Annotated in this window: 14 protein-coding genes; 9 read left to right on the top strand and 5 right to left on the bottom strand. The window is 63.5% G+C overall.

What is annotated here, in order from left to right:
* The first annotated feature begins 176 nt into the window (after window positions 1–176).
* Both AC629_RS23640 and AC629_RS23635 read left to right on the top strand, forming a co-directional pair.
* Complete coding sequence (locus tag AC629_RS23640; protein ID WP_084807362.1) at window positions 177–752, top strand: glycosyltransferase family protein; 576 nt, start codon at window positions 177–179, stop codon at window positions 750–752.
* A 62-nt stretch (window positions 753–814) separates the two neighbouring features.
* Window positions 815–1744, top strand: coding sequence for a bifunctional helix-turn-helix transcriptional regulator/GNAT family N-acetyltransferase (locus AC629_RS23635; RefSeq protein WP_084807361.1), 930 nt, complete (start codon window positions 815–817; stop codon window positions 1742–1744).
* Between the two features lie 260 nt (window positions 1745–2004).
* Here AC629_RS23635 and moaB read toward each other — a convergent pair whose 3' ends face one another.
* Both moaB and ypfJ read right to left on the bottom strand, forming a co-directional pair.
* Window positions 2005–2568: a molybdenum cofactor biosynthesis protein B gene (moaB, locus tag AC629_RS23630; RefSeq protein WP_084807360.1), complete on the bottom strand. Its 564-nt coding sequence runs from the start codon at window positions 2566–2568 to the stop codon at window positions 2005–2007.
* Window positions 2569–2704: 136 nt separating this feature from the next.
* A complete protein-coding gene (gene ypfJ / locus AC629_RS23625; RefSeq protein WP_084807359.1) occupies window positions 2705–3646 on the bottom strand; it encodes a KPN_02809 family neutral zinc metallopeptidase in 942 nt (313 codons plus the stop codon).
* A gap of 444 nt (window positions 3647–4090) precedes the next feature.
* Here ypfJ and AC629_RS23620 point away from each other — a divergent pair, with 444 nt between their 5' ends.
* The 3 genes from AC629_RS23620 to AC629_RS23610 all read left to right on the top strand — a co-directional run bounded on the left by AC629_RS23620 (window position 4091) and on the right by AC629_RS23610 (window position 6561).
* Window positions 4091–5221, top strand: a complete 1131-nt coding sequence (locus tag AC629_RS23620; RefSeq protein ID WP_084807358.1) for a site-specific DNA-methyltransferase — start codon at window positions 4091–4093, stop codon at window positions 5219–5221.
* Window positions 5222–5405: 184 nt separating this feature from the next.
* Window positions 5406–5732, top strand: a complete 327-nt coding sequence (locus AC629_RS23615; RefSeq protein ID WP_084807357.1) for a hypothetical protein — start codon at window positions 5406–5408, stop codon at window positions 5730–5732.
* A 142-nt stretch (window positions 5733–5874) separates the two neighbouring features.
* On the top strand, window positions 5875–6561 hold the full coding sequence (locus AC629_RS23610; RefSeq protein ID WP_084807356.1) for a glutathione S-transferase family protein: 687 nt from the start codon (window positions 5875–5877) through the stop codon (window positions 6559–6561).
* Between the two features lie 149 nt (window positions 6562–6710).
* Here AC629_RS23610 and AC629_RS23605 read toward each other — a convergent pair whose 3' ends face one another.
* Entirely contained in the window at window positions 6711–7139 is a 429-nt protein-coding gene (locus AC629_RS23605; RefSeq protein ID WP_084807401.1) for a nuclear transport factor 2 family protein, read from the bottom strand.
* A gap of 91 nt (window positions 7140–7230) precedes the next feature.
* Here AC629_RS23605 and AC629_RS23600 point away from each other — a divergent pair, with 91 nt between their 5' ends.
* Window positions 7231–8145, top strand: a complete 915-nt coding sequence (locus tag AC629_RS23600) for a LysR family transcriptional regulator (protein WP_084807355.1) — start codon at window positions 7231–7233, stop codon at window positions 8143–8145.
* An 88-nt stretch (window positions 8146–8233) separates the two neighbouring features.
* The gene (locus tag AC629_RS23595; RefSeq protein ID WP_084807354.1) at window positions 8234–8986 is read left to right on the top strand and encodes an FkbM family methyltransferase; all 753 of its coding nucleotides are present in this window, start codon (window positions 8234–8236) and stop codon (window positions 8984–8986) included.
* Between the two features lie 102 nt (window positions 8987–9088).
* Here AC629_RS23595 and AC629_RS23590 read toward each other — a convergent pair whose 3' ends face one another.
* Window positions 9089–9709 carry a glutathione S-transferase family protein gene (locus AC629_RS23590; RefSeq protein WP_084807400.1) on the bottom strand — a complete coding sequence of 207 codons (621 nt, stop codon included), beginning with the start codon at window positions 9707–9709 and terminating at the stop codon, window positions 9089–9091.
* 128 nt (window positions 9710–9837) lie between these two features.
* On the opposite strand from AC629_RS23590, the gene AC629_RS23585 reads away from it, so the two are divergent.
* Both AC629_RS23585 and AC629_RS23580 read left to right on the top strand, forming a co-directional pair.
* Window positions 9838–11118, top strand: coding sequence for a flavin-dependent oxidoreductase (locus AC629_RS23585; RefSeq protein ID WP_084807353.1), 1281 nt, complete (start codon window positions 9838–9840; stop codon window positions 11116–11118).
* A 72-nt stretch (window positions 11119–11190) separates the two neighbouring features.
* On the top strand, window positions 11191–11376 hold the full coding sequence (locus tag AC629_RS23580; RefSeq protein WP_084807352.1) for a hypothetical protein: 186 nt from the start codon (window positions 11191–11193) through the stop codon (window positions 11374–11376).
* A gap of 349 nt (window positions 11377–11725) precedes the next feature.
* On the opposite strand, the gene AC629_RS23570 is transcribed toward AC629_RS23580, so the two are convergent.
* Window positions 11726–12013, bottom strand: a 288-nt coding sequence (locus AC629_RS23570; protein ID WP_210419101.1) for a hypothetical protein, incomplete at its 5' end; no start/stop codon positions are given.

Raw genomic sequence — 12013 nt, 5'->3', positions numbered from 1 at the left:
CCGCCGAAACATCCGGCAATTTTGCCACCGCGCACGACCCATTTGGCTGCGGTGGACGGTTGACCCTCGAACGCCACGGCACCGCCGAAAAGTTGCACTCGGCAACGCCGCGTGTTTATGACACCATCATAACAAAACTACGCTTCTCCCGAAGCGCAGACATCGAAGCCTCAATCATGCTGAGCGTTATCATTCCGACCGAAGGCGTCGAACAGACGGCGGTCGCAACCCTGGCCGCGCTGGTACCCGGCGCCGCTGCGGGCATCATCCGGGAAGTGCTCCTGGTCGATGGCACCCGCAACGGCGTGATCGAGCGCGTTGCCGACGTCGCAGGCTGCCGTTTCGTCGGTTTCGAGGGATCCTCGCAAGGCACGGCGCTGGCCGCCGGCGCGCTCCAGGCCCGTTCACCATGGCTGATGTTCCTCCCCGCAGGCGCCGTGCTGGAAACCGGCTGGATCGAGGAGACCACCCAGTTCATCCAGGCCGTCTCGACTAGCGGCCGGGATCGCGCCGCGGTGTTCCGCTATGGGCACTCGCCTTACGCCGATACCGGCTTCCGCGACATCCTCTGGGCCGTGGCGCGCAAGCTGGTCGGGCCCTTCGGCGATCAGGGGCTTTTGATCGCGCGTGATCATTACGACCGGATCGGCGGCTACCCGCCCCAGGCCCGCCATTCCGAGGCGCAGCTGCTCCGGCGGCTCGGCCGCTCGTCCCGGACCATGCTGCGCAGCCGGATCGTCATGGTCGGCTGAGGCCACCACATACTTGCCAAAGTCAAATAATTATTTGACAATGGCAAGTATCGAGGTGAACCATGTCAATCGACGGTAACGACGATCAGATCGCGGCGGTTCGCGCCTTCAACCGCTTCTATACCCGCAAGCTTGGCGTGCTCGACCAGCATCTCGGAAAGAGCCCGTTCTCGCTCAGCGAGGCGCGCGTACTCTATGAACTCGCCCATCGCGACGACCTTGCGGCAAAAGAGATCGGAAACGAGCTTGGTCTCGACCCCGGCTATCTCAGCCGAATCGTCCAAAGCTTCGACGAAAAGGGGCTGATCACGCGAAAGCCCCTTCCCGCAGATCGCAGGCAATACCAGCTCAGCCTCACTGCGAAGGGTCGGCAGACCTTCGCCAAGCTGAACCTTGGCTCGCAAAATGAGGTCGCCGCAATGCTGGCCCAGCTATCGGCCGGCGATGCAACGCGGCTCACGCAGGCTATGGCGACCATCGAGGCCGTGCTGGAGCAACATCGAAGTGAGCCCGCTTCTGTCGTGCTGCGCAGCCATTGCGTCGGTGACATGGGCTGGGTCATATCCAAGCAAGCCGCCGCCTATGCCGCGGACTACGGCTGGGATATCAGCTACGAGGCGCTGGTGGCCGAGATCTGCGCGCAATTCATAAAGAATTACGACGCCGCGCGTGAGCACTGCTGGATCGCGGAAGTGGCGGGCGAGCCGGTCGGCTCGATCTTTCTGGTCAAGGCCACGGACCAGATCGCCAAGCTACGCCTGTTGCAGGTGGAGAAGAAAGCGCGGGGGCTCGGCGTCGGCCGCGCGCTGGTCGAGCAATGTATCCGGGGCGCGCGCGAGAGGGGCTATATCAAGATGACGCTGTGGACCCAGAGCATTTTGGTCGCCGCACGCGGCATCTACCAGAGCGCCGGCTTCAAGCTGGTAGCAAGCGAGCCGCATCGCAGCTTTGGGCAGAACCTTATCGGCGAGACCTGGGAAAAAGATCTCTGACAATATCTCCACGAGCGAGATGCGCATGACTGTGCCCTCGCCACTTGCGGGAGAGGGCAACTCCGCTGGAAGTCACAACCTCACTGGGTGAGGGGTATGTCTCCGCGGACGACTCTCTCGCATTATAGGCCGCAGAGGGAACCCCTCATCCGGCGCCATAGCCGAAGCTTCGCTTCGGCGTTCTTAAGAACGGCGGCCGAAGGCCGCCTATGCCACCTTCTCCCGCAAGGGGAGAAGGGAAGAAGAGCCATTATCTGCGACTACGCCGTCGCGCCCTGCGCCTTCGGCCGACGCAGGTGCTCGTCCAGCCGCGGCATGATCTCGACGAAATTGCAGGGGCGCGTGCGGTAGTCGAGCTGGGCGGCGAGGATGCCGTCCCAGCCGTCGCGGCAGGCGCCGGGGGAGCCGGGCAGGCAGAAGATGTAGGTCGCGCCGGTCACGCCGGCGGTGGCGCGGCTCTGGATCGTCGATGTCCCGATCTTGGCGTGGCTCAGCATGTGGAATGCGATCGAGAAGCCGTCCATGCGCTTCTCGAACAGCGGCTCGATCGCCTCCGGCGTGACATCGCGCCCGGTGAAGCCGGTGCCGCCGGTGGTGATGACCACGTCGACGCCCGCGTCGGCAATCCAGCGCCGGATGATGGCACGGATTGCCTCGACGTCGTCGGTGACGATCTCGCGCGCGGCGAGACGATGGCCGGCCGCGGTAAGGCGGTCAGCAAGCGTCTGGCCGGACTTGTCGTCCGCGAGGACGCGCGTGTCGGAAACGGTGAGCACCGCGATGTTGAGCGGGATGAACTGCTTTGACTCGTCGATGGACGCCACGACTTCATACCTCCTTGCCCATTCTCCGGCGTCATCCTGAGGTGCGCGCGTCAGCGCGCCTCGAAGGATGGGCCCGGGGCTCGCCATCCTTCGAGGCTCGCAAGGGCGAGCACCTCAGGATGACGCTACGACCATATTACAGCGCCCCGCTGCCGAACGTGTTACAGGCCTGGACCGTGCCCTGCTGGTAGCCGGTCATGAACCACTGTTTGCGTTGCGCCGCCGAGCCGTGAGTAAAGGAATCGGGCACGACGCGCCCGGTGGCCTGGCGTTGCAGCGTATCGTCGCCGATCGCGCTCGCCGTGGTCAGCGCGGCGTCAATGTCGCCCGGTTCCAGGAAGTTCGGACGCTTCTTCGCCTCGCGATTGACCCAGACGCCGGACAGGCAGTCGGCCTGCAATTCGACCTTCACCTGGAGCGCATTGGCCTCGGCCTTGCTGCCAACCTGCTGCTGCAGCCGCGTCACGCGCGGAATGATGCCGAGCAGGTTCTGGATGTGATGGCCGGCCTCATGGGCGATGATGTAGGCGGTGGTGAAATCGCACGCCGACTTGCCGGAGCAACCGCGGAAACGCGTCTCGACCTCGCGGAAGAAAGCAGTGTCGAGGAAGATGGTCTTGTCGGGCGGACAATAGAACGGCCCCATCGCCGACTGGGCCATGCCGCAGCGGCCGCCATTGGTGGCGTTGCGAAACAGGACGACCTTCGGACCGGTATAGGACTGGCCGCTGGCCTGGAAGATCTCGCTCCAACGGTCGTCGATCTCGCCGAGGATGCCGGAGATCATGCTGCCCATCTCGTCCTTGGGCGCGCCACGCTTGCCCGAGGACGCCTGGCGATCGGTCTGGTAGGTCGACGCCTGGTTGCCGCCGCTGAGGATCTCGGCACCGCCGATCAGGAGGCGCGGATCGATGCCGAAGGCATAGCCGATCAGGCCGAGCACGATGATGGTGCCGATGCCGAGCCCGCCGCCGCCCATCGGCAGTCCGAACCCGCCTCCTCCGCCGCCAAAGCCACCACCACCTTCGTCGCGACGATCCTCGACGTCGTCGCTGCGGCGGAAGTCATCGTAACGCATGGCGGCCTTCCTTTAAGGTCCTGACCTTGAAGTCTGGATTGTGAGGTCCTGATTGCATCTCGTCGGCGCGCAAATTGCGCGAAAGCTGAACGCGCCGCATACGTAAAAATTCCGTTGCACTTATCAATATCGCGCTCGGCAAAAATTGCCTAGTGCGGGAGCATGCCGGTGCCAGCAATTTTTTCCGGGGGGCGCGCAGTTTTTTCCGAGAGATATTTGGCGCCTTTTTGCAGCCATGATTGCCGCCGCAACGCGAAGAAATGCGAAATACACTGTAAAACACGATGAATGCGCGCAGCGACCCGCGCGCAACGCGCGATGCGACGCATGCTCACAAAAGCAGCGGGTTAAGTCGATTTTTACTTTGCCGCTGCAATGTAATGGCCAGTCGGTTGTTTGGTCCCGCGTCGCCGACAGCGTCGCCTGAGTCAGAGTCCTTGAGTCATGGTAGTGTCGCGTCGCGGGGCGTCTGCAAAGGCGCCCCGCACAAATTTTGAGTCCGCTTCGCACAGCATCGTCGTCGGCGATTGCGTCGCCGAGATGTCGAAGCTTCAGGCTGGTTCGGTCGACCTGGTGTTCGCCGATCCGCCCTACAATCTCCAGCTCAAGGGCGATCTCAAGCGCCCTGACGAATCCCATGTCGATGCCGTCAACGACGACTGGGACAAGTTCGATTCGTTTGCCGCCTATGACAATTTCACCCGCGCCTGGCTGCTCGCCGCCCGCCGCGCGATGAAACCGTCGGCAACGATCTGGGTGATCGGCTCCTATCACAACATCTTCCGCGTCGGCGCGATCATGCAGGACCTCGGCTTCTGGCTCCTGAACGACATCGTCTGGCGCAAGTCGAACCCGATGCCGAATTTCCGCGGCCGCCGCTTCACCAACGCGCACGAGACCATGATCTGGGCCGCGCGTGACGAGAAGGCCAAGGGCTATACCTTCAACTATGAAGCGCTGAAGGCGGCCAACGAGGACGTGCAGGCGCGTTCCGACTGGCTGATCCCGCTCTGTACCGGCGAGGAGCGCCTCAAGGGCGCGGACGGCAAGAAAGTGCATCCGACGCAGAAGCCGGAAGGCCTGCTCGCACGTGTCCTGCTGTCGTCGTCCAAGCCCGGCGATCTCGTGATCGATCCCTTCAACGGCACCGGCACCACCGGCGCGGTCGCAAAGCGCCTCGGCCGTTCCTATATCGGCTTCGAGCGCGACAGGACCTATGCCAAGGCCGCCGAAGCGCGCATCGCCGCCGTCGAGCCGCTGCCGGAGGAGAGCCTCGCCCCATTCATGACCGCGCGCGAAGCGCCGCGCGTCGCGTTCTCCGAGCTGATCGAGCGTGGCATGATCATGCCGGGCACAAAGCTGTTCGATTCCAAGAAGAAGCTCGGGGCATTGGTGCGCGCCGACGGCGCCATCATGCTAGGGGACAAGGTCGGCTCGATCCACCGCATCGGCGCGGTGGCGCAAGGCGCGGCGGCCTGCAACGGCTGGACGTTCTGGCACGTCGAGACCAAGAAAGGTCTCAAGCTGATCGACGAGCTGCGCGCCGAAATCCGCGCCGGCATGGCGGCGGAGTAGCTTCCCTTCGTCATTCCGGGGCTCGCCAAGCGAGAACCCGGAAATCCATCGGACCAGGGAACAAGCGGCGAAAGGATAGCGGGCTTGCGCCAAGAGCGCGCCCCGGAATGGCGAGCGTGGTTGAACGCAGCCGCCGGCAGGACTAGGATTATCGCATCGTGTGCGTCCTCACCGGCCGGCTCCCATGCGACGACAGTCCGAAACATTGCTGCTGGTGCCGCTGCTGCCGATCTTCCTGCTCGGCATGTTTCCGATGTTCCTGATCGCCCTACTGGGATTCTTCGGCCTCGCCATCTTCGGCGTGCTCGTGGTCTGCGTCGGGCTCGCCAGCAGCAACGAGGCCCACGACACTTTCAATCAGGACGCCATCGTGCACGGCTATGGGCGGGGATCGGAGCGCGCGGCGCGGGCTTCCGACATGCATCTCGCCACGCGGCGCGGGCTGCGCCTGGAGGCCGCCGGCGCGGCCATTGTAATTACGGCGGCAATCGGCTTCTGTTACGCCGGCTGATCTGCGCGGCGCGCAGACACCGCCCGGCAAACTCGTCGGTTGCTCTCCCGGACGAGGTTCAGGCAAGAGAAGGCCGCCCGCGGCAATGACGCTGCGTCCGCTCTCGGCACGGGCATTCGCAGGAGAACTGGGGAGACAAACGATGCTGAAATTCTACTTCAACGGGTCGCCGAACCCGACCAAGGTCGCGCTGTTTCTGGAAGAATCCGGCCTGCCCTTTGACCCGGTGGCGATCGACCCCCGCAAGGGCGAGCAGTTCACGCCGGAATTCCTGAAGATCAATCCGAACGGCAAGGTGCCGGCGATCGACGACAACGGCACGATCGTTTTCGACAGCAACGCCATCCTGCTCTATCTCGCCGAGAAGACCGGAAAATTCCTGCCCGCCGCGAACGTTCGCGGCCAGACGCTGTCATGGCTGATGTTCATCGCGACCGGCCTCGGGCCCTATTCCGGCCAGGCCGTGCACTTCAAGCATTTTGCGCCCAAGGACCAGAACCACGACTACGCTCATGCCCGCTACCAGTTCGAGGGTCACCGGCACTACCAGATCCTCGACGATCACCTCGCCAAGAACCGCTACATGGTCGGCGATGCCTACTCCATCGTCGACATGGCGCTGTGGGGCTGGGCGCGCATGGCTGCCTTCGTGCTCGGCGAGGACGCGCCAAGCAAGTATCCGAACGTGAAGCGGCTGGTCGACGAGATCTCGGCGCGGCCTGCGGCGGCACGCGCGATCGGGCTGAAGGACAAGTTCACCTTCAAGGCCGAGATGGACGACGAGGCCCGCGGCAACATGTTCAAGCACATGAAGACCAAGGTCGCCTGATCCGTTACGACGCCGGCACGTCCACGCGCACGCGCGTGGACCTTTCCTTATCTTTCAAGACCGCCCGCGCCGGCCACTCATCGCGAAATCTCCGCCGCGATGGATGGCATCAACTCGACGGCGGCTCCCGTCGCGATTGCTTACCTATTTTAGCCGCCCTGCGGAAATGGGCCCAGTGCCCTCTCGGTCAGGACCGAGTCGCAATACTCCCTGATCTCCTTGATCTTGCCGTCCTCTAGGCGGAACACCAGGCAGTAGTCGTTGTCGTAGCGCACGCCCTCCGGCGTGACGTTGTCGCCCTTGGCTTCGACCACGACGATGTCGCCGTCGGCGATGAAGCGATGGGCAACCGTCCGCGTCCGGTCGCGAAGGCGCGAGCGCACATAGGCGTGCAGGTCGTTGAGGATTGCCTCTTTGCCCGCAAACGTCCGGGACCAGGAATACTGCCCGGTCACGATCCATCTGGCGTCGTCGGCAAGGCTTGCGGTGAACAGCGTGCGATCGCGCGCGGCCGGATCGGGATTGGCGGCGGCGGCAAAAATATCCTGCATCAGTTTCTTGTTGGCGCTCGCGCTCATGGCGGCATCTCCGTTTTGTGGCAACGCGGAGATGATGGCCGCGCAAGCATCATTCTTCAAATCGATAACCAATATGATATCTATTCGCTCCATGAATTTGAATTCGCTTGACCTCAATCTGCTGACCGCACTCGACGCGCTGCTGCGCGAGGCCAATGTCAGCCGCGCCGCCCTGCGGATCGGGCTGTCGCAGCCGGCCGCGAGCCACGCCCTTCAGCGCCTGCGCGATATCTTTGGCGATCCACTGCTGGTGCGCGCCGGTGCGCGGATGGAGCTGACGCCCCGGGCGCAAGCCCTGCGCGCACCGCTGGCGCAGGCGCTCGATCAGGTGCGCGGGCTTTTCGTGCCCGACGACTTCGACGCCGCGCGCAGCGAGCGGCAATTCCGCCTGATGATGCCCGATCTCGCGGTCGAGCTCCTGATGCCGCCCTTTATGGAGAAGGTGACGCGGGCTGCGCCCAATGTCCGCATCGACGTCGTGCCGTGGCGGGGACCTGCGATCTTCCACGCCGAATTCGCCCGCACCATCGACCTCGTGATCTCGATCGGCAATGCGTTCAGGGGTTTTCACCGCCAGCTGCTCTACACCGATAGCGACGCGCTGGCGGTGCGGCGCGGCCATCCGCTGGCTGCGAAGCTGAAGCGGCGCGAGGCCTTCCTGGCCGCACGCCATGTCGGCGTGATCATCCGTGGCCAGCCCGAGGATCTGATCGACACCTGGCTGCGCAGCAAGGGCATCGAGCGGCACATTTCGCTGGTCGTCTCAGGCTATCTCGAAGCGCTGCACGTCGCCGCGCGCACCGACCTCGTCGCATTCGTGCCACGGCGGCTGATCGCGGCGCTGTCGAAACAGTTCGCCCTCGTCACGGTGACGCCGCCGCTCGATCCCGGAATCGACGAGCAGTTCATGTTCTATCCGACCCGCGCGCAAATGGATCCCGGCTCGATCTGGCTGCGCCGGCTGATGCTGGAGACGGGACGGGAGCTTGACCGGCACAACCGATGAGCCTCGAAGGGGCCCCATTCGGAGCGCAAAAGGAATCTACGCGCCTATATGAGCCGGCCGACCACGGAAATCGAAGGGGATCGCAAGCATGCTGGACCCTCACCAACCACTTGGATGGTTGATCCGACTTCCATTCAAGCTGATTTCGCCCTCTTCCGTCATGCGGGTGCTCACCGGACCGAACCGCGGCCTGAAGTGGGTCGTCGGAGCCGGTAATCAGAGTTGCTGGCTCGGCACATATGAAAGCTATCATGCCAAAGCGATCGCCGCCCGCGTGAAGCCAGGCATGACTGTTTTCGATGTCGGCGCACATGCCGGATACTACACCCTGATGCTGTCCAGGCTTGTTGGACCACAAGGCCGGGTTTTTGCGTTCGAACCAAACCCCGCCAACGCGGCAACGCTTCGCAAGCATCTTCACCTCAACGACACCAGGAATGTCGAGATGATCGAGGCGGCCGTAACCGACCGGGCCGGGGAGACGTTTTTCCGTACGAACGATGATGCCGGCAAATACGGCTACATGGGGAAGATTTCAGAGTCCGGAACGCCTGTCAGGACAGTTCGGCTCGACGACTTCCCCACCCCGGACCTGATCAAGATGGATATCGAGGGCGCCGAGACACTTGCCCTTTTGGGTGCGGCGCGGCTCTTGTCCGAACACAAGAGCACGATCTTCCTTGCCTTGCACGACGGCGCCTTTGAACAGGCGCCGGCCATTTTGAAACAGCATGGCTATCGGATAGAGCCGGTCGGAGAGCGTGAATTATGGGGCACTCCGTCCTCTAGAGCCATTTCCGTTCCGATTGAATCGGAACGGGGCTCTAGATTCTTGTTTTGACGCGTTTTCTTTACGCGAACCGGTATCCACTTCGCTCGAAAACGCTGTAGCTGGAAAACTTCGCAGGGCGGGTTGGTCAGCCGCCCTACGTTCCCTGACGCCTCACGCCTTCTGCGCGTCCATCACCTTGCGCACTGCGGGGCGGTCGGACATGCGCTTGAAGTGATCGGCAATCTTCGGCGTGGCGTTGATGTCGACACTGTCGCCTTCGAGCCAGGTCGACAGGGTGTAAAGATAGGGATCGCAAATCGTGAACTGCTCGCCCATCACCCAGGGTCCCCTGAACATCTTCTGCTCGATCAGCGCGAAGCAGGCGCCCACGGTCTTCGGAACCATCTGCTTCATGTCGGCGAACGAGCTCTCCTCGGTCGCCCAGCGCGCGCCGCGCACCCTGTGGGCGTGGTTGATGTGCACGGTCGAACAGAGATAGGAATTGAACGACTGCGCCTGAGCAAAATCAAAGGGATCGTCGAGCGGCGCGAGCTTCGCCTTGGGGAAAGTCTGCGCGATATAGGCGAGCATCGCCGGCGTCTCGGTCAGCACGCCGCGATCGGTCACCAGCGCCGGGACGCGGCCCTTCGGGTTGATCGCCAGGTACTCCGGGCTGTTCTGCTGGTTGGTCTTGAAGCTCAGCCGCTCGGCCGTGTAGTCGGCCCCCGCCTCTTCCAGCGTGATGTAGGTGGCGAGCGCGCAGGTGCCGGTGGCGTAGTAGAGCTTGAGCATGTCGAACCTCATGGGAAAGCCGGAAATTAACGACTGTCGTCCCCGAGGTCCATAGCACGACCTTCTCTTCGCAGTTGCCCACCGCCGCCCGCCTGTGCCAAGACGCCCGCAATCGGAGGGGTTTTGTCATGACCGTACTCATCGCCGGCGGCGGCATCGGCGGGCTCACGCTTGCGCTCAGCCTGCACCAGATCGGCGTTCCCGTAAAAGTGTTCGAGAGCGTCGCAGAACTGAAGCCGCTCGGCGTCGGCATCAACGTGCTGCCGCATGCGGTGCGCGAGCTGATCGAGCTCGGGCTGATGGACAAGCTGGATGCCAGCGGCGTGCGGACCCGCGAGCTCGCCTATTTCTCCAAGCACGGCAAGCCGATCTGGAGCGAGCCACGCGGGCTCGAGGCCGGCTACAAATGGCCGCAATTCTCGATCCATCGCGGCACGCTGCAGCAGCTCCTGCTCGACACCGCGATCGAGCGGCTCGGGCGCGACAACATCCTCACCAGCCATCACCTCACCGGCTGGAGCGAGACGGCAAACGGCGTGCGCGCCGACTTCATCGACAGGGCAACTGGCAAGGCCGCAGGGACTTACGAAGGCGCGATCCTGATCGCCGCCGACGGCATCCATTCCGCCGTACGAGAAAAGCTCTATCCGAAGGAAGGCCCGCCGATCTGGAACGGCCGCATTCTCTGGCGCGGCGTCACGCCGGCAAAGGCCTTCCTCACCGGCCGCACCATGATCATGGCCGGGCACGAGATCCTGAAATTCGTCTGCTACCCGATCTCGAAAGAGCCGGATGCCGCGGGCAACCATTTGATCAACTGGGTCGCCGAACGCCACATGCCGCCAACCTATCAGTGGCGGCGCGAGGACTATAACCGCACCGCGCGGCTCGAGGAGTTCCTGCCCTGGTTCGAGAGCTGGCAGTTCGACTGGCTCGACGTGCCCGGCCTGATCCGGAACTGCCCGCACGCCTACGAATATCCGCTGGTCGACCGCGATCCGGTGTCGCAGTGGACGTTCGGCCGCGTCACGCTGATGGGTGATGCCGCGCATCCGATGTACCCGATCGGCTCGAACGGCGCCTCGCAGGCGATCCTCGATGCCCGCGTCCTGACCCGCGAGATCCTTGCGCATGGCCCGACGACCGCGGCGCTGCTGGCTTATGAAGCCGAGCGGAGACCCGCGACCACTGACCTCGTCCTGCTCAACCGCAGGAACGGCCCCGAGCAAGTGATGCAGCTCGTCGAGGAGCGCGCGCCCGACGGCTACAAGGTCGTCACCGACGTGCTGTCGCAAAAGGAGCTGGAAGACATCGCCGCCAACTACAAGCGCGTCGCGGGATTCCAGGTCGAGGCGCTGAATGCGAAACCGCCGATCGTGAGCGCGGGCGCGAGGCGCGCGGGGGCTTGAGTTTTCTAGAGAGGCACCGAAGGAAAGCATCGCGCTCGCCTTAGGATATGCAAGGCTCTCGCACGAGGCGAGGTGCACATCGCGCGCGGTGCCAGTCTGCTCTATCGGCGCAACAAGGCCAACGGCACATCGGTCGCGAAGGTCAGCGACGGGCAAGGCGCGTACTGGACGACCATCTACGCAAAAGGATTCGGCTTCAGCCAATCCGGTGTGCGACGCTTGCGTGACGCCGCAGGAAGCGGCGATGGCGACCGTTGATGCGACCTGCAAGGGTTGCGGCCAGCGGATGAGGCTCAACGAAGCATTCGGGAGGAAGATCATCGCTTGCTCGGACCGCTGCGCCCAGCGCGAGCGGAGGCAGCGTCACCGTCAGCGCAGCAGAGCTGTCTGCATCTGCGGGATTCGATTCGTGCCGAAGCGCCGTGACGCGAAGTTCTGCTCGGCGGCGTGCAAGCAGAAGGCCTATCGGCGGGTCCTCAAGGACGTTGCCGCTCGGCTTGCCTGACCGAGAGCGAGCCCCGCCCATACGTCAATTCCAGCTCCGCGCATCAGCATCGGCCGAGTTGCCGGACGCGCGTCAGCGGGCTCCCCTGCTGGTCCGTGGCCCTCACTTCAAGAAGGCAAACCATTTGAACGCCACCGCGCCCCATCGTGCGAAGTCGATCAACGACAGCTCGGCGCGCCAATCATTGCGCCCCTTGCTTCCATACAGGTAGAGGCGCGGTTGGTAGTAAGCGCCTTCCTCATCTGGGTTGATGGCTGCATCGGGGACCTCCACATCGAACCGAATGTCGGTTGCGTGAATGATCTTGTTGCAGGCCTCGCGCAGGCTGAGCACCTCGACCTTGTCCGGATCGGTCGCCCAGTTTGGAAACAGCTTTCCGCAATCTGATCT

The organism is Bradyrhizobium sp. NAS80.1, from assembly GCF_001908205.1.
Lineage (GTDB): Bacteria > Pseudomonadota > Alphaproteobacteria > Rhizobiales > Xanthobacteraceae > Bradyrhizobium.
The sequence above is the reverse complement of the archived record's forward strand: the minus strand, read 5'-3'. Positions and strand labels throughout refer to the sequence as shown.

What these genes read in the sequence shown, in the direction of transcription:
- AC629_RS23590 (WP_084807400.1), bottom strand. Translation starts at nt 9,709, where the DNA reads ATGCTCAAGCTCTACTACGCCACCGGCACCTGCGCGCTCGCCACCTAC.
- AC629_RS23610 (WP_084807356.1), top strand. Translation starts at nt 5,875, where the DNA reads ATGCTGAAATTCTACTTCAACGGGTCGCCGAACCCGACCAAGGTCGCG.
- AC629_RS23595 (WP_084807354.1), top strand. Translation starts at nt 8,234, where the DNA reads ATGCTGGACCCTCACCAACCACTTGGATGGTTGATCCGACTTCCATTC.
- AC629_RS23600 (WP_084807355.1), top strand. Translation starts at nt 7,231, where the DNA reads ATGAATTTGAATTCGCTTGACCTCAATCTGCTGACCGCACTCGACGCG.
- AC629_RS23620 (WP_084807358.1), top strand. Translation starts at nt 4,091, where the DNA reads ATGGTAGTGTCGCGTCGCGGGGCGTCTGCAAAGGCGCCCCGCACAAAT.
- AC629_RS23585 (WP_084807353.1), top strand. Translation starts at nt 9,838, where the DNA reads ATGACCGTACTCATCGCCGGCGGCGGCATCGGCGGGCTCACGCTTGCG.
- AC629_RS23615 (WP_084807357.1), top strand. Translation starts at nt 5,406, where the DNA reads ATGCGACGACAGTCCGAAACATTGCTGCTGGTGCCGCTGCTGCCGATC.
- AC629_RS23635 (WP_084807361.1), top strand. Translation starts at nt 815, where the DNA reads ATGTCAATCGACGGTAACGACGATCAGATCGCGGCGGTTCGCGCCTTC.
- ypfJ (WP_084807359.1), bottom strand. Translation starts at nt 3,646, where the DNA reads ATGCGTTACGATGACTTCCGCCGCAGCGACGACGTCGAGGATCGTCGC.
- AC629_RS23605 (WP_084807401.1), bottom strand. Translation starts at nt 7,139, where the DNA reads ATGAGCGCGAGCGCCAACAAGAAACTGATGCAGGATATTTTTGCCGCC.
- AC629_RS23640 (WP_084807362.1), top strand. Translation starts at nt 177, where the DNA reads ATGCTGAGCGTTATCATTCCGACCGAAGGCGTCGAACAGACGGCGGTC.